This window comes from Sporomusaceae bacterium (assembly GCA_031460455.1).
GTDB lineage: Bacteria > Bacillota > Negativicutes > Sporomusales > UBA7701 > Anaeroselena.
Genome location: JAVKTQ010000001.1, coordinates 168,957 through 194,544, shown reverse-complemented (window position 1 = coordinate 194,544; position 25,588 = coordinate 168,957). Strand labels below are relative to the sequence as shown.

Below are 25,588 nucleotides of genomic sequence, written 5' to 3'. Positions count from 1 at the left end.
CTCCATGAGGGGTGGCCGTTATTCCTCGACCACTCTGATGACGCTGCTGATTTTGTTGACGACCGGCATGCCGCCGAGGGTGCTGAGGGCGAGGCGCATGTTGGCGTCGGATACGCGATAGGTGATGAGGACGATTTCCGCCCAGTCTCCCACCTTGCGTTTCTGAACTACGGAGTTGAGGCTGACGTGCTGGCAGCCGAAGGCGCCGGCGATAGCCGCAAGTACGCCGGGTTTGTCCTCGACGAGCAGGCGGATGTAGTAGGGCGCTTCGGTCTGGGCGATGGGACAGATGGGTTTGCTGTCGAAACAGGTGCAGAGGACGCGGCTGGCGACACCATGCTTGATGTCGCGGGCGACGTCGATTATGTCGGCGACGACGGCGCTGGCGGTGGGCATCTCCCCCGCTCCCCGGCCATAGAACATGGTTTCGCCGACGGCGTCGCCTTTGACGAAGATGGCGTTGAAGACGTCGTTGACAGAGGCCAGCGGGTGGGTTTTGGCGATGAAGGCGGGGTGGACGCGGACGTCGACGCCGCATTCGGTTTCGCCGGCGATGGCCAGCAGCTTGATTACATAGCCGAATTCGCCGGCGTATTCGATGTCCTGGGGGGTGATGCCGGTGATGCCTTCAACGTAGACATCGTCCAAGGTGACGCGGGTGCCGAAGGCGATGGAGGCGAGGATGGCGATTTTGCGGGCGGCGTCGAAGCCGCCGACGTCGGCGGTGGGGTCGGCCTCGGCGTAGCCTTTTTGCTGGGCTTCGGCGAGGACGGCGTTATAGTCGCTCTTGTCGACGGTCATTTTTGTGAGCATGTAGTTGGTGGTGCCGTTAACGATGCCCATGACCTGCCTGATGCGGTTGCCAGCCAGGCACTGCTTGAGCGGCCGGATGATGGGGATGCCGCCGCCGACGCTGGCTTCGAAGAGCAGGTCGACGTTGTTTTCCTCGGCTGCGGCGAAGAGGTCGCGGCCGTGTCTGGCCACTACGTCTTTGTTGGCGGTGACGACGTGTTTGCCGGCCCGGAGGGCGCGGATAATGTAATCCTTGGCCGGTTCCTCGCCACCCATGACTTCGACGACGATGTCGATGTCGGGGTCGTCAATGACGGCGGCCGGGTCGGTGGTGAGGCCGGCAAGTTTGATCTGCCGAGGTTTGGCAGCGTCGCGGACGAGAACTTTTTTGAGGACGACGGGCGAACCGACTTTCTGGGCGATGTTGTGGGCGTTGGCGTCGAGGATCTTGGCTACGCCGGTGCCGACGGTGCCTAGTCCGAGCATGCCTACATTGATCGTATCCTTGTGCGAATTGGCATTCATTGAGGTCATCTCCTATTGTTAAGCTTGTCCCAGCACTTCCAGGCGCTTGACGCCGTCTACCATCCTGAGTTTGTCGAGGAGGGCCTCAAGGTCGATGGCCAGTTCGACGGTTTCGATGGAGATGGTGGCGTTGGCTACGCCCTGGAGGGGGATGCCCTGGTTGATTGTAAGGACGCTGCCCCGTTCGTTGGCAATGGTGTTGAGGACGCGGGACAGGACGCCGGGTTTGTGTTCTAAAAGCAGAGCAAGGGTGACGATTTTTTCCTTGCTGGCTTCGTAAAAGGGGAAGACGTAGTCTTTGTATTTATAATAAGCGCTGCGGCTGAGCTCCGTCTTTTCCACAGCTTCGTTGATAGTGCGGGCTTCGCCGCGTTTTAAGAGCTCTTTGACTTTGATGGTCTTCTTGATCGCTTCGGGCAGGATTTCTTCCCGCACCAAGTAAAATGTCGACTTAAGGCCGGACATTTTTTTCCCTCCTTTAGTATTGCACAAAAGGATAATTATCCCCGTATCGTAGACATTATAACATTAGGTTACTACCAAGACAAGGGGATAAAGGGCAAAAAAAAGGCCGGCCGTTGACGGCCGCCGATAAATCGCGGGTCTGACAAGTAATTGACCCGTTATGCTCAAAAGATTATGCAGATCAAGCCGCCGCTGCCTTCGTTGACCACTTTCTGGAGCGTTTCGCGCAGTTTGATCTGGGCGTTTTCGGGCATTGTGTTGAGCTTGTTCTGGATGCCTTCGCGCACGAGGGAGTTGAGGGATTTGCCGAACAGGTTGGTGCGCCACAGTTTTTCCGGTTCGCCTTCGAATTCGCGCAGCAGGTAGTGGATGAGTTCTTCACTCTGTTTTTCGGTGCCGATGATGGGCGAGATTTCGGCCTGGACGTCGGTCCTGATGATGTGGAGCGAGGGCGCGGATGCCTTGAGGCGCACGCCGAAACGGTTGCCGGTGCGGATGATTTCGGGCTCTTCGAGGACCATCTCGTCGACCTGGGGCGGAACGATGCCGTAGCCGGTCTGACGGACCTGCTCCAGGGCGGAAGCGATTTTGTCGTGCTCGCGCTTGGCGACGGCCAGATCGCGCATGAGACGGAGGACGTGGTGCTCGCCGCTGACGGTGAAGCCGGTGAGTTCTTCGAGGACTTGGTAGAAGAGTTCGCTGCGGGCGGTCATCTCGATGACGGCTATGCCGCTGCCGAGGTCCATGTCGTGGAGGATGACGTCGGCGACAAAGTCGTAGCCAGAGAGGTCGTCGATGGCCCGGTCGATGTCGCGCAGGCGGCGCACGTACTGGACGATGTCGTGGACGGCGCCGTCGAACTTCTGCCGCAGCCAGTGGTCGGCTTCGAGTTCTTCGACCCAGCGCGGCAGGGTGATGTTGACTTCCTTGACGGGGAATTCGTACAGGACTTCCTGGAGGATGGCGTATACGTCGTCGGTGGTGAGCTGGAGGCAGTCGGCGGGGATGACGGGGACGTCGTATTTGTTTTCGAGCTTGGCGACGAGCTCCCTGGTTTCTTTGGCGGTCGGCTGACCGGTGTTGAGGATGATGAGGAACGGTTTCTGCAGTTCTTTTAGTTCGGCGATGACCCGCTCCTCGGCGGCGATGTAATTTTCGCGCGGCAAGTCGGTGACGGTGCCGTCGGTGGTGACGACGAGGCCGATGGTGGAATGGTCGGCGATCACTTTGCGGGTGCCGATCTCAGCGGCTTGCTGGAAGGGTATCTCCTGGTCGTCCCAGGGGGTGAGGACCATGCGGGGGCCGTCCTCTTCCTCGTAGCCGAGGGCGCCGTCGACGGTGTAGCCGACGCAGTCTACGACCCTGACGCGGACTTTGACGTTTTCTTTGACGACGATTTCGACCGCTTCGTTGGGGATGAACTTGGGCTCGGTGGTCATGATTGTTTTGCCGGCGGCGGACTGGGGCAGTTCGTCCTTGGCCCGCTCTTTGTCGTAAGGATCGGTGATGTTCGGCAACACCATCGTCTCCATGAACCGCTTGATGAAGGTGGATTTGCCGGTGCGCACGGGGCCGACGACCCCGACGTATATATCGCCGCCGGTCCGCTCGGCAATGTCCCGGAACAGGTCAAACTTTTCCATTTGTCTTCGTTTCCCTCCCCCTATGTTCGTATGTATGAGCACAGTTTGCTCCGTTGGCCTGTCACCCCTCCCCGAAAAACGTCTTCCGCGACGGGCCGCAGAAGCTTCAGGTCCTTACTGGGAATTGCCCGATTAATCATTACAAATATATGACATGCCAATAAGAATATGACGAAACACAAAAAAGAGTATGGTAACTACCATACTCTTCTCGTCCTATTTATACTTTTTTTTCTTTAACCGGCGAGCAGACGTTCAGAAGCCCCCAGATGCAAGGCGCACCGGAAGAGCGCGCCGCGCCGCGTACTCGGAATGTACGCAAGCAAGCGTTCTGAGGAGCAACGCCGCAGATGGGGGCTTATCAATGTCTGCAAAAGTCTAAGCGTCCCAACTGGGGGCGACTTCTTCGAGTTCATGGGTTTTCCCCCTCCCCATCAGCCGCGCAACCGCTTGGCGCGGGTCGGCTCCCTCGTAAAGGACGCGGTGGATCTCGGCGGTGATGGGCATATCGACCCCCAGGTGACCGGCGAGTTGATGGGCGGCAAGGGCGGAACGGATGCCTTCGACGACCATGCCGCTCTCCCCTTCTATCTCCCCCACCGTTTTGCCGGCGGAGAGGGCGAGGCCGGCGCGGCGGTTGCGGCTGTGGCGGCTGGTGCAGGTTACGATGAGGTCGCCGATGCCTGCCAAGCCGGCGAAGGTGAGCGGCCGGGCGCCCATGGCGACGCCGAGGCGGGTTATTTCGGCAAGGCCGCGGGTCATGAGAGCGGCTTTGGCGTTGTCGCCGAAACCCAGACCGTCGCCGATGCCGGCGCCGAGGGCGATGATGTTTTTGAGGGCGCCGCCGAGCTCGACGCCGATGATATCGGGGTTGGTGTAGACGCGGAAGTAGGGCGCCATGAGAGCTTCCTGGACGGCCTCGGCGGCCGGGCGGGAGAGCGAGGCGGCGACGGTGGCGGTGGGATGGCGGAGGGCTACTTCTTCGGCGTGGTTGGGGCCGGAGAGGGCGACAAGGCGCGTGGCCGCTGCGGGTATCTCTTCGGCGATGACTTCGGTCATGCGTTTCAGGGTGCCGACTTCGAGCCCTTTGGCGGCGCTGACGACGATGGCGCCGGCGGCGAGCTGCGGCGCGAGAGCGGCGGCTGCGCCCCGGACGGCGTGGGACGGAGTGGCGAGGATGACGATGGCCGCGCCTGCTGCGGCGGCGGCCAGGTCGGCGGTGCAGGCGACGCCGGCCGGGAGGACGGCGTCGGGGAGGTAGCGCGGGTTGCGCCGGGTGGCGGCGAGTTCGGCGGCGGCCTCCTGGCTGCGGGCCCAGAGCGCTACCTGGTGGTTGTTTTCGCCGAGGACGGCGGCGAGGGCGGTGCCCCAGCCGCCGGCGCCGATTACGGCTATTTTCATGGTTTGTCGCTGTCCTTCTTTTCCGGCGCCGAGCTGCCGGCTTTGATCTTGAGCTCCTGGCCCTTGAGGAGGCGCTCGATGTTGGGGCGGTGGCGAACGATGACGAAGGCGGCGGCGACGAGGCCGAAGTAGAGGTATTCCGTCCGCTCGCCGAAGAACCAGATGAGGGGCGGGGCGATGGCGGCGGCGACGATCGAGCCGAGGGAGACATAGCGGGTGAGGAAGACGATGACCGCCCAGACGACGAAGACGATGGCGGTGACTTTGGGCATGAGGACGGCGATGACGCCGAGGGCGGTGGCGACGCCGCGCCCGCCTTTGAAGCCGAGGAAGAGCGACCAGTTGTGGCCGGCGATGGCGGCGATGCCGCCAAGAAGGGCCGCTGGCGGGGTGCCGAGGACGGCTTTGCCGATGTAGACGCCGGCGACGCCTTTGGCGATGTCGGTGATGAGGACCCAGAAGGCCGGCCATGGTCCGAGCACCCTGTAGACGTTGGTGGCGCCGATGTTTTTGCTGCCGAACTGGCGGATGTCGACGCCCTTGAACGTTTTGCCGACGATAAGGCCGTTGGGGATGGAGCCAATGACGTAGCTGAGGGCTATTATGATAAAGTAGTCCATTTTCTCACCCCACAAAATAAAGCTTGCAAAACTTACAAATAGTTTTGGCTCAGGCCGTTCAGAAGTGCCCAGATGCAAGGCAGGTCGAGGACGCACAGCGACGCGTACTCGGTTGTACGCTAGCAAGCGCCCGCAGACCTAACGCCGCAGATGGGCGCTTATCAACGGCCGCTACTCTTCTTCTTTGTCTTTGCGGCCTCGCACGACAAGCTTCAGCGGCGTGCCTTCAAAGCCGAAGGCTTCCCGCAGTTTGTTTTCGAGGTAGCGGAGGTAGGAGAAGTGCATGATTTCGGCGTCGTTGACGAAGAAGACGAAGGTGGGCGGTTTGACGCCCGGCTGGGTGGTGTAGTAGATTTTTAGTTTGCGGCCCCGCTCGGACGGCGGGGGGTTGATGGCGACGGCGTCTTCGACGACCTGGTTGAGTACGCTGGTGGCGACGCGCATGGCGTGCTGGTCGGCGACGAATTTGACCAGTTCGCTGACCCGCTGGACGCGCTGTTTGGTGAGGGCGGATACGAAGAGGACGGGAGCGTACTGCATGAAGCCCAGTTCGCTGCGGATGGTTTCGGTGTAGCGGAGGGTGGTTTTGCTGTCTTTTTCGACGAGGTCCCATTTGTTGACGACGATGATACCGGCGCGGCCGGCATCGTGGGCGTAGCCGGCGATTTTCTTGTCCTGTTCGGTAACGCCGTCGACGGCGTCGATGAGCATGAGAACGACGTCGGCCCGGTCGACGGCCCGGAGGGAGCGGATGACGCTGTAGCGTTCGACGGGCTGGTCGATCTTGGCTTTGCGCCGCATGCCGGCGGTGTCGATGAGGATGAAGTCGGTGCCGTCTTTGGAGTAGTGAGTGTCGATGGCGTCGCGGGTGGTGCCGGGGATGTCGCTGACGATGACCCGTTCTTCGCCGAGCAGGGCGTTGACGAGGGAGGATTTGCCGACGTTGGGGCGGCCGATGAAGGCGACCCTGATGGTGTCGGTTTCGTCGACGACGGCGGTTTCCCGCGGCAGGACGGCGATGACCTGGTCGAGGAGGTCGCCGAGGCCGAGGGCGTTGGCGGCCGAGATGGGATAGGGCTCGCCGAGACCGAGGTTGTAGAATTCGTATATTTCGGCTTCGTCTTTAGCGCTGTCGACTTTGTTGACGGCGAGCAGGACGGGTTTGTGGGCGCTCTTGAGGATGAGGCCGACTTCTTCGTCGGCCGCGGTCAGCCCGGCCTTGGCGTCGACGACGAAGAGGACGGCGTCGGATTCTTCGATGGCGAGCTTGGCCTGGTGACGCATGGAGGTGAGGATTTTATCGGCGGATTCGATTTCGATGCCGCCGGTGTCGATCATGGTGAATTCGTGGCCGAGCCATTCGGCGTCCATGTAGATGCGATCCCTGGTGACGCCGGGGATGTCTTCGACGATGGAGACGCGCTTCTGGGCGATGCGGTTGAAGAGGGTGGATTTGCCGACATTGGGCCGGCCGACTATGGCTACGATCGGTTTGCTCATTGTCATCACCTTTTCGCGTTGCTTCAGTAGTCTATGCCCTGGCGGGCCTTGACGCCGCTATGGTAGGGGTGTTTCACTTCCTGCATGTCGGTGACGAGGTGGGCGACGGCGATTATTTCCGGCGGCGCGTAGCGGCCGGTGAGGATGATTTCGACGCTGCGCCGGGCGGCGGTGAGGAAGGCTGCAACGTCGTCGGCGGCGAGGAGGCCGCAGGCCATGGCGACGTTTATTTCGTCGAGGATGACGATGTCGTAGTCGCCGGAGTCGATGACGGCTTTGGCCCGCTCCCAGCCTTTTTGGGCAAGCTCTATGTCGATGGGGTCGGGGTTGGCGAGGTCGACGAAGTCGTTGCGACCGACCTGGAGGAGGACGAAGCCGGGCAGCAGACAGGCGGCTTTGGCTTCGCCGTATTCGGCGCAGTCTTTCATGAACTGGAGCATGCAGACTTTAAAGCCGTGGCCCGAGGCCCGGAAGGCCAGGCCGAGGCTAGCTGTAGTTTTTCCTTTGCCGTTGCCGGTATACACTTGGATGAGGCCGAGGTCTTTCATGTTACCTCCAGGCAGCAAGCTGCTGTTTGAGATCGGCGGCGAAGTGGGCGATGCGCACGGGGCGGCCGCTGGCCCGCGCGATGTCTTCAGGGGTGAGGCCGTCGAGGAAGATGTTTTCGCCTTTCCTGAGAGCGACGCCGGGGATGATGACGCCGCCTTGCGGCCGGTCGGCGGCTTTGAGGGCGGCGATGATGTCGGCGCCGGTGAGGAGGCCGGTGACGGTGACGGCAGGGCCGAAGAAGGCGTTGACGACAGGGAGGATGTTGACGGTGAGGTTGGGCAGGGAAAGGCCCGCCGCCAAGGGGGCAAGGACGGCGGCGGCCGATACGCCGCAGACGACGTCGATGTGCCGTGGAACGGAGTAGCCTTCACTTGTAACAGCGGTCTCATCCCATTCGGCGAGGAAGGAGCGGACGATGCCGACGCCGTTCTCGAGCTGGGGGAAGCCGTCGTAGTGGTCGTATTCGGGGATGGGCTGGCCGCAGGCGAGGTAGAATTCGTCGGCGAGGTAGACGAAGGAGGCGCCTGTTTCGGCCCGGCAGCGGCGCTGCCAGGCGGCGACGGCAGCGATGACGCCGGTGGCTTCTGCGGGGGTGAAGCCGCGCAGGGGCTGACATTTTTCCCGGTGGCGGGTTAGGCCGACGGGCACGATGGCGAGGGAGAGGACGCTGGGGGCGAGGGCGTAGAGGTCGGCGATGGTGCGCTCTAGGACAGGGCCGTCATTGAGGCCGGGGCAGAGCACGACCTGGGTGTGAAGCTCGATGCCGGCGGCCGTGAGGTCTTTGAGGCGGCCCAATATGTCTTGGGCGCGCTTGTTGCCGAGCAGCATGGCGCGGATTTCGCCGTCGGTGGCGTGGACGGAGACGTAGAGGGGCGACAGGTGGAGGCGACGGATGCGGGCGAGGTCGCGCGGGGCGAGGTTTGTGAGGGTGATGAAGTTGCCGTAGAGGAAGGAGAGCCGGTAGTCGTCGTCTTTGATGTAGAGGCTTTCCCGCATGCCGGGGGGCATTTGGTCGACAAAGCAAAAGACGCATTTGTTGGCGCAGGGGCGGACACGGTCGAAGACGGCGCTGTCGAATTCCAGCCCGAGGTCCTGGTCGTAGTCCTTTTCGACGGCGAAAAGCTCCTCTTCGCCGCTCTGCCGCTTCACGAGGAGCTCTACGTATTCGTCGGCCAGCGCGAAGCTGAGGTCGATTATGTCGCTGACGGGTTTATCGTTGACGGCTAACAGGGCGTCGCCGGGGAGAAGCCCCAGTTCGGCGGCGATGCTGCCGTCGGTAACCCGGCTGATGGTTCCTTTGGTCAAAGTTTTTTCTCACCTCTGGTAGGGGCGGCTCGTTTGATTCGGCCTTTACTATGTATTCCGTCTTTTGCAGGCTTTTCCTGCCGGACGGAAAAAAACGGCCAATCTGCCCTCACTGGCGTAATCTATTTTTGACGTCCGCGACCATGGCTACGAAGGCCGGGTACTGCCGCTGCATGCCCCAGACGGTCATCCGCCTGCCGATGTTGGTGAGACGGTAGCGTTTGGAGAGCAGGCCGCCGAGTTTGGTGGAAAAGTTGATGAGCGGGAAGGCGTCCTGGAAGAGGCGGTCCTGTTCGTCGACGCCGGCGGTGGCGAGCAGCGCTTGGGCCGCGGCCATGAGGGGCTGGCGCTGGTCCCACAGGCCCAGGAAGTAGACGCTGTGACCGTATTCGTCCTGCCCCATGAGGTAGGGGCTGCCGATGAGCCGGGGAGCGGTCCGGTCGTAGTACGGCAGGGCGACGAATTCGCCGTAGGCGGGGACGCGGTCGGCGGGCAGGAGGCCGCAGTGGATGGCGCTGGCGACGACTGAGGCGTGGGCGCCGGCGAAGCAGTAGTAGATGATGTTCAACGGCAGCCCTCCCGGCTGGTGAGCAGACTGGAGCGCAGGGCGGCGAGGATGCGCGGCCGGAACCGTCGACCGAAGGCGGCCGGCCAGCGGTCGGCCAGAAGGACGCATAGCTGCGCGGGCAGGCCGCGGGCGGCAATCTCCCGGTCGAGGTCGACCCAGGCGAGGGAGAAGGAAAATATGCCGGCCATGCCGGCCAGCGTCCGCCGGTATAGACCGCTGTGCCGCCCGTGCGCGAGGCAACATATGCAGGCTCCGGCGCCATCGCGGCCGGCGACGAGGAGGGGCTCAGTCCGCCAGTCGCGCTGTAGGTTTGCAGGCAAAAAAGGCTCGGCCTCATTATCAAGGCCGAGGTGAAGGGCACAGGCCAGCAGCGGCAGGTAGGGCCGCTTCGCGTGGTAGATGATGTTCATTTCGGGGCGTCGCCTTTGTCGTCAGGTTCGTCTTGCCGGCGTTTGCGCCTGACTTTGGGGCCGAGGAAGTTGGCAAATTCGGTGGATGTGAAGCGTTTTAGCTTCGCCCCGGCTTCTTTGACGCTGCCGGTGCTGATGAACAGGAAGGCGATGACGCCGACGACGAGCAGGGCGACGATCCAGCCGATCGATTTGCTGGCGCCGGAGGGGCCGGCTTGCTGGGTGCCGAGGCCGGTGGCTCCGGCGGGAGTGCCTTGTTGGCCGGAGGTCTGGCCGAGGACGGACGGGATGACGTCGGCGAACAGGGCGGCGCCGCGCTGGGCTTCTTCACGGCTGTTGGTGTGGGAACCGACTTCGAGCAGCATGGAGCGCGGGTGGAGATCCTGGTTGTAGTCGCCACCCTTGGCGAAGAAGATGCCTTTGATGAGCCCGGGGTGCTTCTGGTCGGCCGCGGCCTTGATCTTGAGGGCGTAGTCTTCGATTTGTTTGCCGGTCGGCCCGTATTTGCCGACAACCAGTTGGACTTTGGTCATCTCCTGGCCGTTGAGTTTGGTGGCGTAACCTTCGGGCGGCAGGGCGTCGCGATGGATGTCGAAGACGGCCGCCGGCTGCTGCTTGATGAGGTCGGCAGCGGTGCGGCGGGAACGTTCGTAGGCCATGTTGTCGTGCGGGTCGTGCTTGGCGTTGGAGATAACGGGCTGCAGACCCTGGGCCTGGAGGGCGTCGCCGAAGGATTTGCCTACTTTGTATATGCCGCCGTTGCCGAGGATGCTTTCGCTGCCGTCGCCTTCGATATAGGATTCGTCGGAGTGGGTGTGGTAGATGGCGACTTTGTTGCCCTGGGCGCTCGCTACCCGCGGGGCGAGGTGGACGGCGAAGGCGTGGTAGCGGACGGCGTTCGCAGGCGTGTAGGCGCCGAGGTTGACTTCGCCGACGAATTTGGCCTGGGCGGTGTCGCCGCTGATGCCGGTGACTTCGTAGCGCTTGTTGTCGGCGGTGAGGCACTGGTCGCCGATACTGACTTTCCAGCCGGTCATGAAGACGGGGCGGCCCAGTTCGTCGACGATGGTGTAGTAACCGCCGTCGTTGCGCTCGTGCGCCTGGACGGGCGCGACGATGAGACAGGCGATGAGGAGGGCCGCGGCGATGACTAGCCTATTCACTGTCTTCCCCCCTGTCCTGCTGTTCGGTTTTTTGGGCGGCTGTGAGCGATTTGTCTTTGTTGTGTTTGGTGCCGTGATGGCCGAGTTCTTTGCTGAATTCGTACAGGCCTTCGGGGCGGTTGGGCCCGAGTACGGGACCGCCCTGGAGCTTTTCCCTCGTTTCGCCGACAAGTTCGGCTACCATTACGCCGACGAGGCCGGCGATGATGACGACGTCGAACGCCCCAGCCCCGCCGATGTCGGTGGTGCCGGGGATGCCGGCGCGCGCTATGGTGGCGAAGTGGTAGACGTCGCTGATGATTATGCCGAGGGTGCCGCCGATGAAAGCGGCGCGGCGGGAGCGGCCGGCGATGTAGGCGATCAGGCCGGCGGCGATGCCGTAGATCAGCTTGGGGTCAAGGAACATGTTTTCCGGTTCATAGGGCAGGTATAGGGAGCCGAGCATCACCGCCCCGGCGACGAGGACGCTGGCGACGACCGCCCGCACCCGCTCCGCAGCCTCGTCAGCGGTGGCGAGCAGCCATATGGCCAGGGCGGCCGGCAGAAGGGCGCCGCCGACGTTGACGCTCAGCTCGACGGGCGAGCGCATCAGCGGTATGTCTACGAAGCTGCCGACGACGATGGCGGCGATGAAGAAGAGCGCTTGCTTGTCGGTTAGCCGCATGCGGTCGAGCAGGCGCTGGGCGAGCCCGAAATATACCAGGACGCCGACCACCAGGAGCAGGATCATTCCTACCGGCAAACTCATTGTGGTTTTTCACCTCACATCCAGTATGATGGCTTGCACGGATTTAGCTTGCCCTGGGCAGAGGGAAAACATGCAAAAGCATGGCCTTGCGGCCATGCTTTAACTTAACACATTATGCGAGCGTATGGAGGTTATCGGCGACCGTACTTTGCAAAGCCGGCTGTGTCTATGCCGCGGACGTCGAGCCATTCCCTGCTCTTCCCGGTGATGACCACCGGAACTTTCGCCAGAGCGGGGATATTGCGCGCACCGACAAGGAGCATGTAACGGCGCATTTCGAGGAGGAAGGCTTCGAACCAGGCGACGGCGTCAGCAAGGCTTTTTTCTTGCAGCAGTCGGATAGCCGGGGTGGCGATGGCGACGGCGCGACCGCCAACGGCCAGGGCTTTGACGGCGTCGAGGGGGCTGCGGATGCCGCCGGAAACGACGAGGTCGACGGTGGCGGGCAGTACGGAGACTACTTCGACGGCGCTGACGGCGGTGGGTATCCCCCACGCCAAAGTATCGGCAGGCAGTTCGGCTGCGCCGCGGGCCGCCTCGATGGCGACGAAGTTTGTGCCACCCGCGCCGCCGGTGTCGATGGCTCTGACGCCGGCCGCCGCCAGGGCCTCGGCCTGCTCGCGGGCGACGCCGGAGCCCACTTCTTTGACGATGACGGGCACGGGGCTGGCGGCGACGATGGCGGCGATGTTTTCCAGGTAGCCGCTGAAGTCGCGGTCGCCTTCGGGCATGGCAAGTTCCTGGGCGGTGTTGAGGTGGATCTGGATGGCGTCGGCGCCGATCATTGCCACCGCCCGGACGGCCTGGTCCGGGGTGGCGTGGGCGCCGAGATTGGCGAACAGAACGCCGTTAGGGTTGACGGAACGGACGACCTGATATGATTCGTTTACCGCCGGGTTTTCAAGGGCGGCGTACTGCGAGCCCACGGCCATGGCTGCGCCGGTTCGCCTGGCGAGTTCGGCCAATTGGGCGTTGACGGCGGTGACGTCGGCCGCGCCACCGGTGATGGCGTTGATGATGACCGGGTGGCGCAGGGGTATGCCGGCGACGGCTGTGGTCAGTTCGACGGCTGAGAACGCTAACCCCGGCAGGCAATTGTGGACGAGGGAGAAGTCGGCGAACCCGTTGGCGGCCGGCCCGTCAGCAAGGGCAAGGGAATATTTGAGATGGTCGAGTTTGCGCGATTGGCGCACAGGTCCACAACCCTTCAGTCTTCGCGTTTGAAGAGATGGCCGAGTTTGTCGCCGATGGTGAAGCCCAGCCCTTTGCCGCTTTCCTGGAGGTAGTTGCTGTATTCGGCGCGGTCGCGGTCCTGCTTGGCCTGGGCGATACTGAGGGAGATGCGTTTGGTTTTTTGGTCGACGCCGAGGATTTTGACGTTGACTTCCTGGCCGGCGGTGACGACTTCTTCGGCTTTTTCAACCCGGCGGTCGTCGAGTTCGGAAATATGGACAAGTCCTTCGACGCCAGGGGCAACTTCGACGAAAGCGCCGAATTTGGAGGTTTTGGTTACCTTGCCGGGTACGACGGAGCCGACGGCGAGCGTTCCCGCGATGTCGAACCAGGGATCGCGCTGCACGGCTTTTAAGCTGAGGGATATTTTCCTGGTCTGCGGGTCGAGTTTGAGGATGACGACGTCAACTTCGTCGCCGACATTGACGACTTCGGAGGCTGTTTTGACCCGGTGCCAGGAAAGATCGGAGATGTGGACGAGCCCGTCGACGCCGCCGATGTCGACGAAGGCGCCGAAGTCGGCGAGGCGGCGCACAGTGCCGTGAACGGTCTGGCCGGGCTGGAAGCGGGCAAAGATTTCTTCCTCGCGGCGGCGGCGTTCTTCTTCAAGAACGGCGCGCCGGGAGAGGACGACCCGCTTTTTGTCCCTGTCCACTTCGATGGGCAGGACGGTAAGGGTCTGACCGGAGAATATGCCAAGGTCCTCGACGAACCTTACGTCGGCCTGAGAGGCTGGTATGAAGCCCCGTACGCCGAATACGGCCACCGAGAGACCGCCTTTTACCGCTTCAATGACTTTGCCTTCGACCGATTGACGGGCGTTTTGGGCATTTTCGAGTTTGTCCCAGGCGATGACGTTGTCGGCGCGGACTTTGGATAGCTTGATGGCTCCTTCGCTGCTGTCGGCGTCAATGACGTAGACGTCGATGTCGTCGCCTTCCTTGACGGCTTCATCGGCCTTGGCGGGCTGCGGGTAGGCTAGTTCGGCGAGCGGGATGACGCCCTCGGCCTTGTAGCCGATGTCGACGAACACTTCGTCGTCGCGCACCCGTACGACTTTGCCTTTGACGATGCTGCCTTTCTCCACCTGGTTGATTTCTTGCTCCATTGCCTGATCGAATTCCTGCATTTTCCGATATACCTCCTCAATAACCCATTCGGGGGTGGATGCGCCGGCGGTTATGCCAGCCGCCTCCGCTCCCCTGAACCACGCGGGGTCCAGTTCAGCCGCTGTTTCTATGTGATACACCCTGCTGCCTGCCTCGCGGCATAGCTCGGCCAGGCGGGTGGTGTTGGCGCTGCCGCGCCCGCCGACGACGATCATGACGCCGACGCGCGCCGCCAGGTCGACGGCCGCCTGCTGGCGCAGTTCGGTGGCGGTGCAGATTGTTCTGTTGACTTGGATGTCGGTGGATTTAGTGTTCAGGATGGCGACGATGTCGGCGAACTTTGCCGGCGGAAAGGTGGTCTGGGAGACGACCCCCAGGCGCGGAATCGAAGGCAAGGCTGCCGCCTCTGCGGCGGTTTCGACGACGGCGGCGCCGTCGCCGGCCCAGGCGACGATGCTGTTTACTTCGGGATGGCCCCTCTCCCCCACCACGACGATCGTGTAGCCTTTTTCGCTCAGCTCGCGGGCGGCTGTCTGAGCTTTTTTGACATGGGGACAGGTGGCGTCGACGACGGTGAGGTTTTTGGCGGCCGCCTGGCTGTATGTTTCCGGCGGGGCGCCGTGGGAGCGGATGATGACGGTGTCGCCTTCGATGGCATCAAGGTTGTCGACGGTGCCGACGCCTTCGGCGGCTAGCCGGGCGACAAGCTGGGGATTATGGATGATGGGGCCGAGGGTGGCGGCTTTGCCTGGTCGCTCCGCGCAGCCGCGGGCCATGGCGACGGCCCGTTCGACGCCGTAGCAGAAGCCGCGGTGTTCGGCAAGCAGGATCTTCACTGTTGGCCTCCCTGGTGGAAAGGTTTTTTATTGGTATTCGTCCACTTTTAATATAATTCCTTTTCCCGGCAAATTTTAATTATCAAAGAAGAAGGTCCGCGCCGACGGCGCGGACCTTCTTAATGAACTAGCTTAACTCGGAATGTTGGGTTTTGTTTCGCCGAACTGACAGGCCACCGGAACGTCGGTGTTCATGCCTTCGGGCTTGGCGGTGCCGAAGAGGCGCGACCATACCCGGATGGAGTCGATGAGAATGATAACCACCATGATGAGGATGACGATGCTGAGCGCGGCCATGAGATTGCCGTTGAAGGTGTTGAGTTTGAGATAGACGGCGATGTTCTTATAGCCGGCGGTGATAGTGGTCGCAGCGAGGAAGGTCAGCGGCACGAGGGTGACGAGAGTGTGGGCCTTTTTGGCCGAAACCTTGAGAATGATTGTGGTGCCGATGGCCAGGGCGATAACAGCCAGCAGTTGGTTGGTGACGCCGAACATCGGCCAGATGGTGCTGACTTCGCCGCTGTAGAGGAGGTAGCCCCAGCTGAAGCTTACGACGGCGCCGGTGAAGAAGATGCCGGGCCACCAGCCGGTTTCCTTGAGGGGCGGGTAGACGTAGGTGCCGAGAACGTCCTGGAGGATGTAACGGCCTACGCGGGTGCCGGCGTCGATGGTGGTGAGGATGAAGAGGGCCTCGAACATGAGGGCGAACTGATACCAGTAGCTCATGAGGCTCTTCATGCCGCCGATGCTGGCGAAGATGTGGGCCATGCCGACAGCCAGGGAGACGGCGCCGCCCGGGCGGTGCATGACCTGGATGCCGACGAGTTGTTCGAGCTGTTTGAGCTCGACGGTCGGGAAAGCGCCCTGAATCTTGGCGTATACAGGCGCGAGGGTGTTGATGGCGAAGTAGTCGCCGGGGAACATGACGACGGCCGAGATGAGGGCCATGGTGGCGACGAAGCCTTCGACGAGCATGCTGCCGTAGCCGATGAACATGGCCTGGCTTTCCATCTCAAGCATTTTTGGCGTGGTGCCCGAGCTGATGAGGGCGTGGAAGCCGGAGATAGCGCCGCAGGCGATGGTGATAAACACGAACGGCCAGACGGGGCCGGGGATGATGGGGCCGCCGCCGGCGATGAACGGGGTGGTCATCGGCATGTTGACGTCCGGCCGGACGATGAGGATGCCGAGGGCCAGCGCGAGCACGGTGCCGATTTTCATATAGGAGCTGAGGTAGTCGCGCGGGGCGAGGAGCAGCCAGACCGGCAGGACGGCGGCGATGAAGCCATAGACCGGCAGGGCGATGGCGACCTGCTCGCGGGAGAGGGTGAAATACGGGGCCAGCCCGCCCCACGCCTGGCCGGGCATTACCCAGTGGCCGGCAAAGACGGCGAAGAGGACGAGGAGGAAACCGACGATCGAACCGGAGCGGATCGCCCCTGGGGATATCTTGAACATATAGAGACCGATGACGATAGCGATGGGGATGGTCATGAAGAGGGTGAAGGCACCCCAGGGGTTTTTCATCATCGCGAAGACGATGACGATGCCCAGACCGGCCATGGCGAGAATGATGATGAAAAGGATGGCGATCGAGGTGGTGAAGCCGGTAACGGGGCCGACTTCTTTACGGGCGATGGTGGCCAGCGACTGGCCGTTGTGGCGCACCGACGCGAAGAGGATGATGAAGTCGTGGACGGCGCCGGCGAAGATGGAGCCGAGGACGATCCAGGCGAAGCCGGGGCCCCAGCCGTACTGGGCGCCGAGGACGGGGCCGACGAGCGGACCGGCGCCGGCGATAGCGGCAAAATGATGACCGAATAAGACCCATTTGTTGGTCGGCACATACTCGCGCCCGTCGTTGCAGCGGTGCGCCGGCGTGACGTTGGCGTCGTTGAGCATGAGGATCTTGGCGGCGATAAACGCGCCATAGAAGCGGTACGCCAGTACGAAGGCGCAGGCGGCAATGACCAGCAACCAGACTGAATTCATGCTTTTTCCTCCTTTGTAATAGTGAAATTACCGGGGGAATAAGACTGCGTCCCTCACCTCCTCATCACTAAAGATAGGGGGTTTTAAGTAGAACGACAATTCACTCAATTCAATCTGTGTATTATGCTCCATCTATTAGTATAGCCTGCCAATTTGTCAAACGGCAAGTCTTTCGGCGCCAAATGCCGATTTTGCCGGTTAAACGGGGCGAATTCGCCGGTGAACTGCATATAAAAAGGACCGCGCTATATGGCGCGGTCCTTTTGGAGTTACAGCGGCTCTTAGCTCGGAATGTTGGGTTTTGTTTCGCCGAACTGACATACAGCCGGTACTTCGGTGTTCATGCCTTCGGGTTTAGCTGTGCCGAAGAGGCGTGTCCACAGGCGGACGGAGTCTAGGATGATAACGACAACCATGACAATGAGGATAATGCTGAGGGCGGCCATGAGGTTGCCGTTGAAGGTGTTGAGCTTGAGGTAGTTGCCGATGTTGAGGTAGCCGGCGGTAATGGTGGTCGCTGCGAGGAAGACCAGCGGCACGAGGGTTACGAGGGTGTAAGATTTGTTTTTGGCCAACTTGAGGATGACAGTGGTGCCGATTGCTAGGGCGATAACGGCCAGCAGTTGGTTGGCGACGCCGAACATCGGCCAGATGGTGCCAACGTTGCCGGTGTAAAGGAGATAGCCCCAGCTGAAGCTTACGATGGCGCCGGTGAAGAAGATGCCGGGCCACCAGCCGGTTTCCTTGAGGGGCGGGTAGACGTAGGTGCCGAGAACGTCCTGGAGGATGTAACGGCCTACGCGGGTGCCGGCGTCGATGGTGGTGAGGATGAAGAGGGCCTCGAACATGAGGGCGAACTGATACCAGTAGCTCATGAGGCTCTTCATGCCGCCGATGCTGGAGAAGATGTGGGCCATGCCGACGGCCAGGGATACGGCGCCGCCCGGGCGGTGCATGACCTGGATGCCGACCATTTGCTCGAGCTGCTTGATCTCGACGGTGGGGAACATGGCCTGAATTTTGGCGTAAGCGGGCGCCAGGGTGTTGATGGCGAAGAAGTCGCCGGGGTACATGACAACGGCGGAGATGAGGGCCATCATCGCTACGAAGCCTTCGACGAGCATGCTGCCGTAGCCGATGAACAGGGCCTGGCTTTCCATCTCAATCATCTTGGGCGTGGTGCCCGAGCTGATGAGGGCGTGGAAGCCGGAGATGGCGCCGCAGGCGATGGTGATGAACACGAACGGCCAGACGGGACCGGGGATGATGGGGCCGCCGCCGGCGATGAACGGGGTGGTCATCGGCATGTTGACGGTCGGCTGAACGATGAGGATACCGAGGGCCAGCGCGAGCACGGTGCCGATCTTCATGTAGGAGCTGAGGTAGTCGCGCGGGGCGAGGAGCAACCAGACCGGCAGGACGGCGGCGATGAAGCCGTAGATCGGCAGGGCGACGGAGACCTGCTCGCGGGTGAGGTTAAAGTAGGGGGCAAGACCGCCCCACGCCTGGCCGGGCATTACCCAGTGGCCGGCGAAAACGGCGAAGAGGACGAGGAGGAAACCGACGATCGAACCGGAGCGGATCGCCCCTGGGGAGATCTTGAACATATAGAGACCGATGACGATGGCGATGGGGATGGTCATGAATAGGGTGAAGGCGCCCCAGGGGTTTTTCATCATCGCGAAGACGACGACGATGCCGAGGCCCGCCATGGCGAGAATGATGATGAAAAGGATGGCGATCGAGGTGGTAAAGCCGGTAATGGGGCCGACTTCTTTACGGGCGATGGTGGCCAGCGACTGGCCGTTGTGGCGTACCGACGCGAAGAGGATGATGAAGTCGTGGACGGCGCCGGCGAAGATCGAACCGAGCAGTATCCAGGCGAAGCCGGGGCCCCAGCCGTACTGGGAGGCGAGGACGGGGCCGACGAGCGGACCTGCGCCGGCGATAGCGGCAAAATGATGGCCGAATAATACCCATTTATTGGTCGGTACATACTCGCGACCGTCGTTGCAGCGGTGAGCCGGCGTGACGTTGGCGTCGTTGAGCATGAGGACTTTGGCGGCGATGAATGCACCGTAGTAGCGGTACGCGAGGATGAATGCGCACGCGGCTACGATGAGCAGCCAGATGGAGTTGATCTTTTCCACGCAGAATTACCTCCTTTGGTATGTCCGTTGGGATTTGCGGATTAGTTGCTCTTCTTCCCTCCTTTTCGCCTTAATATTGCGAAAATCTAGTTCGCGCCATACTTAAGTATAGTCGCACATTATGTCAAACGACAATATATTTATGTTCAATTGCACTATTTACCAGGTGAACGGCTTGGTTGTGGCTGTGAACGGTGCTGTTGTTTTTTTCACATGCAAAGTGTAATGCCGCGGTCAGAACCGCGGCATTACAAAATATTGAATAAATTGCTGAAACAGAGATTTAAATCTGAAGAGTGTCAATTTTAGCAATAATTATAATTTTCTGTAAAGTTTTCATAAATATTTTACTGTTTTAATATGCCATACTCCCCCCCGCTGCCCGGAAAGGAAAAACAGCCGGCAGCAAGCTGCCGGACTCAGTCACAAGCCGAATATTTTCTTCAGTTTGGGCGCCTGCTGGCGGCTGACGGGAATTTCGATGCCGGTCAGGCCGTCCATCACCAGATTGTAGGTGCCGTTGAACCAGGGAATGACTTCGCGGATTTTCTCGATATTTACGAGGTAGCCGCGGTGGCTGCGGAAGAACTGGTTTTCGTCCAGCTTGGCCTGGAGGTCCTGGAGGGTGATATTGACCTGGAAGGTTTTCGGTACGGAATAGATGGTGACCTGGCCTTCCGAGCTGCTGGCGGCGATGATGTCGGCGGTGTTGATGATTTGGGCCTTGCCGTTCTGTTCGACAGCGAGTTTCTGCCGGCAGGCGGCTGGCGCTTCGCTCTCGCCGGCTTTGCCGCTGACCGGGACGGGCGCCCTGGCGCTCAAGAGGGCGCGCACTTTGTCGATGCACTGGGCGACTCGCTTGGGTGCGAAGGGCTTGAGCAGGTAATCGGCGGCGTTGAGTTCGAAGGCTTTGTGGGCGAATTCCTCGTGGGCGGTGGCGAAGACGATGAGGGGCTGAAGGATTTCCTGGATTTTTTCGGCGAGGATAATGCCGTTCATGCCCGGCATTTCGATGTCGAGGAAAACGAGGTGGGGTCTTGTCTGGCGCAGGGCGGCGAGGGCGTCCTGGAAGTGGCCGGTTTCGTATACGATGCACACGTCGTCGTGTTGTTCGAGAAGATAGCGTATTTCGCTGCGGGCGGGTTCTTCGTCGTCGATGACCATGGCGCGGATGATGGGAGCGGTCACGCAACAACCCCCCTCGCGGTGGCGGGGATTGTGAGGCTGACTCTGGTCCCCTGCCCTTCCACGCTGTCGATCGCCAGGGCATGCTTCGGCCCGTAGATGTTTTTCAGCCGCTCGTTGACGTTGGACAGGCCGACGCCGGCGCCTTTGCCGAAGCCGGTGACAAGCACCTGGGCGAGGGTGGCGCTGGAGATGCCGGCCCCGTCGTCGGCGATGACGATGTCGACGGAGTTGCCGTTGCGGCAGGCGGTTATGCTGACCGTCCCCCCCGTTTCCTGGGCGAGCAGGCCGTGTTTGACGGCGTTTTCGACCAGCGGCTGGATGGTGAAGGTGGGGATGAGGACGTTAAGGGCCTCGTCGTCGATGATCCTGACGATGGTGAGCCGCGGCCCGAAACGGGCTTTTTCGAGGGTCAGGTAGGATTCGACGTGTTCGAGTTCTTCTTTGAGGGTGACAAAGTCGCGCGATGTTTTGAGGCTGCGGCGGAAGAAGTCGCTGAGTTCGATGATGAGGCTGCGGGCTTCTTCGGGGTTGGTGCGGCAGAGGGATACGATGGTGTTGAGGGCGTTGAAGAGGAAATGGGGGTTTATCTGGGCGCGCAGGGCTTTGAGCTCGGCTTTGGCGGCCAGCTCGGCCATCTGCTCGAGGTTGGCTAGTTCCAGCTGGGTGCAGAAGATTTGTCCCAGTCCCTGGGCGAATTCGATGTCGAGGGCTGTCATGGCTTCTTCGCGGGCGTAGTAAAGTTTGAGGGTGCCGACGATCTCGTCGCGGCAGTGGAGCGGGACGACGACAGCCGATTTCAGGGGGCAGCCCTCTACGCAGCAGCCGATCTCGCTGGCGCGCTGGGCAACGGTGACCTGGCCGGTTTCGAGGCAGGATTTTGTGGCGTTGGTCATGAGGAGGTTTGCCGGGCGGTGGTGTTCTTCGCCAAGGCCGACGTGAGCGAGGACGCGCTCGCGGTTGGTGATGGCTACGGCGGCCGCCGAGGTCATGCTGCGGATGGTTGCGGCGACTTTTTCCGCCGATACCTGGTTGAGTCCCTGGCGGAAGTATGGCAGGGCGGCGTTGGCGATCCGCAGGGCTTTGTGGGTTTGGAGGGCGCCGATGCGGGTCTGGTGTTCGCGGGCGTTGTGGATGATGATCATGAATACCGAGATGCCGACAGCATTGGCGAGCGACATGGGCAGAATGACGTTGGCTACGAGGACGCGAGCGGCGCTGTACGGTTTGCTGATGAGCAGGATGAGGCCCATGCTGAAGAGGATGACGGCGACCCCGGTGATGACGCCGACGATCCAGTCGGGACTCTTGGGCTGCATGCGGGTGTGGATGTAGCCGGCAAGGACGCCGCCGACGATGGTGGCGACGCCGCAGGCTTCGGCGGAGAAGCCGCCGAGGGATATGCGGTGAATGCCGGCAATGAGCCCGGTGACGGTGCCGACGACGGGGCCGCCGAGCAGGCCGGCGACGATGGTGCCGGTATCGCGGACGTTGGCGATGGCGTCCTCTATCGGTATGCCGAGATAGGTACCGGCGATGGATATCGAGGAGAAGAAAAGTATGAGGACGGCTTTCTCCCGGTATGAGCTCTGTTCTTTGAACATGAGCCGGAAGGCTTTGGTGTGGGAGAAGACGTAGGCGACGACAGCGATGATGGCGATGCGCTGCACAAGCACGAGTGAGAGGTTGTCTTGCATGGCGGTCAGCCTCCTTCCTTGGCCAGCATCCTGGCAATCTCGCCGATTACCTGTTCGTTTATGTATTCTACGGCTTCTTTGTCAGTCCTGCCGGGAGGGACGATTACCGGGGCGGCGAATGTGACCGCGATCCGCGGCAGAATATGGCCGTCGCGGAAGAGTTTGTTGGTGCCGGAGACGGCTACGGGAACGACGGGGACGCCTGCCTTGACGGCAATCATGCCCAGGCCGGGCTCGGCGCGGCCTAAAGCGCCCGTTCTGCTGCGGGTCCCTTCGGGAAAGATGCCGACCGTCCCTCCCTGCTCAAGGAAGGCGAGGGCGGTGCGGATGGCGGTGCGGTCGGCCATGCCGCGGCGGACGGGGAAGGCGCCGAGGGCGGTGACGACCCAGCGGACGGCCGCGTTTTGAAAGAGCTCGATCTTGGCCATGAAGCGAATGCGCCGGTTGCCAGGCAGGGCGCAGCCGATGACGGGAGGATCGAGGTTGCTGATGTGATTGGGGGCGATGATGACGCCGCCCGTGGCGGGGATGTTTTCGACGCCGCTGACGCTGAAACGGAAGGCGATGCGCAGGATAATCCGCACGAGCGAGCGGAGGGTTTTATAGAACACCGGTCTTCGCCTCGCATAGCTGAAGTATCGCTTCCACCGCCTGGGGAATGGTGAGGTCGGTGGTATCGACCAGGACGGCGTCCGCCGCCTGGACGAGAGGGGCAATGGCGCGTTCGCAGTCGGCCTTGTCGCGGCCGGCGATTTCTGCCTGCAGTTCGTCGAGGTCGACGGCATAGCCTTTGTCGGTTAGCTCGCGCCAGCGGCGGCGCGCCCGCTCGGCGATGGACGCCGTCAGAAATATTTTTATGTCGGCGTCTGGCAAAACATGCGTGCCGATGTCGCGGCCGTCCATGACAACGCCGCCGAGGCCGGCGAGTTGGCGCTGGAGGTGGACCATGGCTTGGCGCACGCCGCCGTTTTTCGATACTTCGGATACCAGGCGCGATATTTCGGGGGTGCGAATGGCGTCGGTAATGTCGGTGTCGTCGATTTTGACGAGGGTTTTGCCGGCGACGGTGGCAAGCTGCAGGTTGATGGCCCGGGCGACGGCGGCGGTTTTGTCGCCGTCGTCGGCGGCGATGCCGCGGCGAATTGTCTCCCAGGTAACGGCCCGGTACATGGCGCCGGTGTCGATGTAGGTATAGCCCATGCGTTCGGCCACGAGCCGGGCAACGGTGCTTTTGCCCGCCCCCGCGGGGCCGTCGATGGCGATGATGAGTTTTTTCATTCCGCTCCTCCGGCTGCTTCCTGGAATGCGGCGATTTGCGCAAAGAACCGCGGGTATGATATGGCCACGCATGCCGCTTCTTCTATTTCGGCCCCGCCTGCCGCCAGGCCGGCGACCGCCAGGGCCATGGCCATGCGGTGGTCGTCGTGGGAGTGGCAGACGGCGGCGGTAAGCGCCTGTGGGCCGTCGATGATGAGCCCGTCGGCCGTTTCTTCGATGCGCGCGCCCATTTTTGTCAATTCGAGGGTGATCGCCCTGAGCCGGTCGGTTTCCTTGACGCGCAGTTCTTCGGCGCCGCTGATGATTGTGCGCCCTTTGGCGAACAGGGCGGCGACGGCCAGGACGGGTATCTCGTCGATGAGGCGGGGGATGATTTCGCCCTCGATCGTTGTGCCGTTGAGTTCGGCCGCGGTGACGACGAGGTCGGCCACCGGCTCTTCGCCGGCTTGGTGCCGGGCGGTTATCTCGATGTCGGCGCCCATCTGGCGGAGGATATCGATGATGCCGGTGCGGGTGGGGTTTATGCCTACGTTGGTGAGCCGCAGCCGGCTGCCGGGGATGATGGTGGCGGCGACGAGCCAGAAGGCCGCCGAGCTGATGTCGCCGGGAACGTCGATGAGCTGGGGGGCGGATAGTTCCTGCACCGGCGAGAGGCTGACCGTGAGGCCGCTGCGGGTAACTTTGGCGCCAAAGGTCTGGAGCATGCGCTCGCTGTGGTCGCGGGATATGTAGGGTTCGGTGATGCGGGTGGGGCCGTCGGCAAACATGCCGGCAAACAGCAGGGCCGATTTGACCTGGGCGCTGGCGACAGGCATGGTGTAGTCGATGCCGTGGATGCCGTCGGCGGGGACGATGGCCAGGGGGGCGTAGCGGGACTGCTCGCGCCCGTATATGCGGCAGCCCATCTTGGCCAGGGGGGCGATTACGCGGGCCATGGGGCGGCGGCGGAGCGACCCGTCGCCGGAGAGGACGCTGAAGAAGGGCTGGCCGGCAAGGATGCCGGACAGCAGTCTGATGGTGGTGCCGGAGTTGCCTGCATCTAGGACTTCCTCAGGTTCGCTGAGACCGTAGAGACCATTGCCCAATACGATAAGTTCGTTTTCGCCCGGTCTTTCGATTTTGACGCCGAGGGCGCGCATGCAGGCGACGGTGGACAGGCAGTCGGCGGCAGCGAGAAAGTTGCGGATTCTCACCGGGCCGTCGGCCAGGCCAGCCAGCATGACGCTGCGGTGGGATATGGATTTGTCGCCGGGGATGGCAATCTCCCCCGTCAGTCTCCTGACGGGTTTTATCGATTCTTTCATCGCTTCGCCCCACCCTTTCCGTTATTTATCGACCGGCCTACCGCGGCCGCCACTTTGGCGAGTTCGCTTGTCAGTTGGCGAAAATTGGCCAATGTGAGGGATTGTGGTCCGTCGGACATCGCTTCTTCCGGCCAGGGGTGGACTTCGATTATCAGGCCGTCGGCGCCGGCGGCGACAGCCGCTTTGGCCATCGGGCCGACGAGCCGCCAGTTGCCGGTGCCGTGGCTGGGGTCGACGACGACCGGCAGGTGGCTGAGGTGTTTGACGAGCGGTACGGCTGAGAGGTCGAGGGTGTTGCGGGTATAGTTTTCGAAGGTGCGGATGCCGCGTTCGCAGAGGACGACGTCGGCGGCGCCGCCGGACATCAGGTATTCAGCGGCCATGAGCCATTCTTCGACGGTGGCGGCGACGCCGCGCTTGAGCAGCACCGGGCGGCCGGCGCGCGCCACTTCCTTGAGGAGGACGAAGTTTTGCATGTTGCGGGCGCCGATTTGGAGCATGTCCGCATGTTCGGCGACCAGCCCGACCGCGCGGGGATCGGTGACTTCGGTGACTACCGGCAAACCGACTTCCCGGCCGACGGTATGGAGAATGTTGAGGCCTTCGTTTTCGAGCCCCTGGAAGCTGTAGGGCGAGGTCCTCGGTTTGTAGGCGCCGCCCCGCAGCATCGCCGCCCCCGCGGCTTTGGCTCCTAGCGCCGCTTCGCGGAACTGTTCGTAGCCTTCGACGGCGCACGGCCCGGCAATGACGGGTACGTCGGCGGCGCCGAAGCGGACGCCGCCGACGGCAACGACGCTGTTTTCGGCGCGGAATTCGCGGCTGACCAGTTTGAAGGGGGTGTGCACTGTGACGACACGTTCCACGCCGGCAAGACGTTCGAACTGTTCACAGCGTCCGGGGTCGGTGTCGCCGACTGCGGTGATTATGGTTTTGTCGCGGCCGACGAGACAGTGCGGTTCGAGACCGCTCTGCCTGATTTTGTCAAGGACGCGGTTTGTCTGTTCCGGGGTGGGGGCGTTCATGACGATGATCATTGGCAATCCTCCGGCCTAGGTGGCGCTTTGCGGTTAACATTATTATTTTCGCGCGCCGCCGCCAATTTCCTCCAATATTGC

Annotated in this window: 22 protein-coding genes; all 22 read right to left on the bottom strand. The window is 62.0% G+C overall.

Annotated elements, in window-relative coordinates:
- Positions 1 to 18: 18 nt before the first annotated feature.
- A complete protein-coding gene (locus RIN56_01060; protein MDR7865371.1) occupies positions 19 to 1,317 on the bottom strand; it encodes a homoserine dehydrogenase in 1,299 nt (432 codons plus the stop codon).
- 18 nt (positions 1,318 to 1,335) lie between these two features.
- Positions 1,336 to 1,782 carry an ACT domain-containing protein gene (locus RIN56_01055; GenBank protein MDR7865370.1) on the bottom strand — a complete coding sequence of 149 codons (447 nt, stop codon included), beginning with the start codon at positions 1,780 to 1,782 and terminating at the stop codon, positions 1,336 to 1,338.
- A gap of 164 nt (positions 1,783 to 1,946) precedes the next feature.
- Entirely contained in the window at positions 1,947 to 3,425 is a 1,479-nt protein-coding gene (gene spoIVA / locus RIN56_01050) for a stage IV sporulation protein A (GenBank protein MDR7865369.1), read from the bottom strand.
- Between the two features lie 378 nt (positions 3,426 to 3,803).
- Positions 3,804 to 4,826, bottom strand: a complete 1,023-nt coding sequence (locus RIN56_01045; GenBank protein ID MDR7865368.1) for an NAD(P)H-dependent glycerol-3-phosphate dehydrogenase — start codon at positions 4,824 to 4,826, stop codon at positions 3,804 to 3,806.
- Positions 4,823 to 5,446 carry a glycerol-3-phosphate 1-O-acyltransferase PlsY gene (gene plsY, locus RIN56_01040; protein ID MDR7865367.1) on the bottom strand — a complete coding sequence of 208 codons (624 nt, stop codon included), beginning with the start codon at positions 5,444 to 5,446 and terminating at the stop codon, positions 4,823 to 4,825. The genes RIN56_01045 and plsY overlap by 4 nt, the downstream gene beginning before the upstream one ends.
- A gap of 171 nt (positions 5,447 to 5,617) precedes the next feature.
- On the bottom strand, positions 5,618 to 6,946 hold the full coding sequence (gene der / locus RIN56_01035) for a ribosome biogenesis GTPase Der (protein ID MDR7865366.1): 1,329 nt from the start codon (positions 6,944 to 6,946) through the stop codon (positions 5,618 to 5,620).
- A 23-nt stretch (positions 6,947 to 6,969) separates the two neighbouring features.
- Positions 6,970 to 7,494 (bottom strand): cob(I)yrinic acid a,c-diamide adenosyltransferase, encoded by a 525-nt coding sequence (gene cobO, locus RIN56_01030; GenBank protein ID MDR7865365.1) that lies wholly within the window; start codon positions 7,492 to 7,494, stop codon positions 6,970 to 6,972.
- Between the two features lies 1 nt (position 7,495).
- Complete coding sequence (locus RIN56_01025; GenBank protein MDR7865364.1) at positions 7,496 to 8,800, bottom strand: DUF512 domain-containing protein; 1,305 nt, start codon at positions 8,798 to 8,800, stop codon at positions 7,496 to 7,498.
- A gap of 109 nt (positions 8,801 to 8,909) precedes the next feature.
- A complete protein-coding gene (locus RIN56_01020) occupies positions 8,910 to 9,368 on the bottom strand; it encodes a DUF3189 family protein (protein MDR7865363.1) in 459 nt (152 codons plus the stop codon).
- On the bottom strand, positions 9,365 to 9,778 hold the full coding sequence (locus tag RIN56_01015; protein MDR7865362.1) for a hypothetical protein: 414 nt from the start codon (positions 9,776 to 9,778) through the stop codon (positions 9,365 to 9,367). The genes RIN56_01020 and RIN56_01015 overlap by 4 nt, the downstream gene beginning before the upstream one ends.
- Positions 9,775 to 10,941, bottom strand: coding sequence for a stage II sporulation protein P (spoIIP, locus tag RIN56_01010; protein MDR7865361.1), 1,167 nt, complete (start codon positions 10,939 to 10,941; stop codon positions 9,775 to 9,777). The genes RIN56_01015 and spoIIP overlap by 4 nt, the downstream gene beginning before the upstream one ends.
- Positions 10,934 to 11,671 carry a DUF1614 domain-containing protein gene (locus RIN56_01005; GenBank protein MDR7865360.1) on the bottom strand — a complete coding sequence of 246 codons (738 nt, stop codon included), beginning with the start codon at positions 11,669 to 11,671 and terminating at the stop codon, positions 10,934 to 10,936. Before RIN56_01005 ends, spoIIP begins: the two co-directional genes overlap by 8 nt.
- Positions 11,672 to 11,820: 149 nt before the next feature.
- Complete coding sequence (gene fni, locus RIN56_01000) at positions 11,821 to 12,882, bottom strand: type 2 isopentenyl-diphosphate Delta-isomerase (GenBank protein MDR7865359.1); 1,062 nt, start codon at positions 12,880 to 12,882, stop codon at positions 11,821 to 11,823.
- Positions 12,883 to 12,896: 14 nt separating this feature from the next.
- Positions 12,897 to 14,867 carry a bifunctional 4-hydroxy-3-methylbut-2-enyl diphosphate reductase/30S ribosomal protein S1 gene (locus RIN56_00995; protein ID MDR7865358.1) on the bottom strand — a complete coding sequence of 657 codons (1,971 nt, stop codon included), beginning with the start codon at positions 14,865 to 14,867 and terminating at the stop codon, positions 12,897 to 12,899.
- A gap of 132 nt (positions 14,868 to 14,999) precedes the next feature.
- Entirely contained in the window at positions 15,000 to 16,859 is a 1,860-nt protein-coding gene (locus RIN56_00990; GenBank protein MDR7865357.1) for a carbon starvation protein A, read from the bottom strand.
- Positions 16,860 to 17,140: 281 nt separating this feature from the next.
- Entirely contained in the window at positions 17,141 to 19,009 is a 1,869-nt protein-coding gene (locus tag RIN56_00985; protein MDR7865356.1) for a carbon starvation protein A, read from the bottom strand.
- 423 nt (positions 19,010 to 19,432) lie between these two features.
- Positions 19,433 to 20,197, bottom strand: coding sequence for a LytTR family DNA-binding domain-containing protein (locus RIN56_00980; GenBank protein ID MDR7865355.1), 765 nt, complete (start codon positions 20,195 to 20,197; stop codon positions 19,433 to 19,435).
- Positions 20,194 to 21,891: a sensor histidine kinase gene (locus RIN56_00975; protein ID MDR7865354.1), complete on the bottom strand. Its 1,698-nt coding sequence runs from the start codon at positions 21,889 to 21,891 to the stop codon at positions 20,194 to 20,196. Before RIN56_00975 ends, RIN56_00980 begins: the two co-directional genes overlap by 4 nt.
- A 5-nt stretch (positions 21,892 to 21,896) precedes the next feature.
- On the bottom strand, positions 21,897 to 22,502 hold the full coding sequence (locus RIN56_00970) for a lysophospholipid acyltransferase family protein (GenBank protein MDR7865353.1): 606 nt from the start codon (positions 22,500 to 22,502) through the stop codon (positions 21,897 to 21,899).
- Positions 22,492 to 23,169 (bottom strand): (d)CMP kinase, encoded by a 678-nt coding sequence (cmk, locus tag RIN56_00965; GenBank protein ID MDR7865352.1) that lies wholly within the window; start codon positions 23,167 to 23,169, stop codon positions 22,492 to 22,494. Before cmk ends, RIN56_00970 begins: the two co-directional genes overlap by 11 nt.
- Positions 23,166 to 24,473, bottom strand: a complete 1,308-nt coding sequence (gene aroA / locus RIN56_00960; protein ID MDR7865351.1) for a 3-phosphoshikimate 1-carboxyvinyltransferase — start codon at positions 24,471 to 24,473, stop codon at positions 23,166 to 23,168. The genes cmk and aroA overlap by 4 nt, the downstream gene beginning before the upstream one ends.
- Positions 24,470 to 25,507, bottom strand: coding sequence for a 3-deoxy-7-phosphoheptulonate synthase (gene aroF, locus RIN56_00955; protein ID MDR7865350.1), 1,038 nt, complete (start codon positions 25,505 to 25,507; stop codon positions 24,470 to 24,472). The genes aroA and aroF overlap by 4 nt, the downstream gene beginning before the upstream one ends.
- Positions 25,508 to 25,588 lie beyond the last annotated feature (81 nt).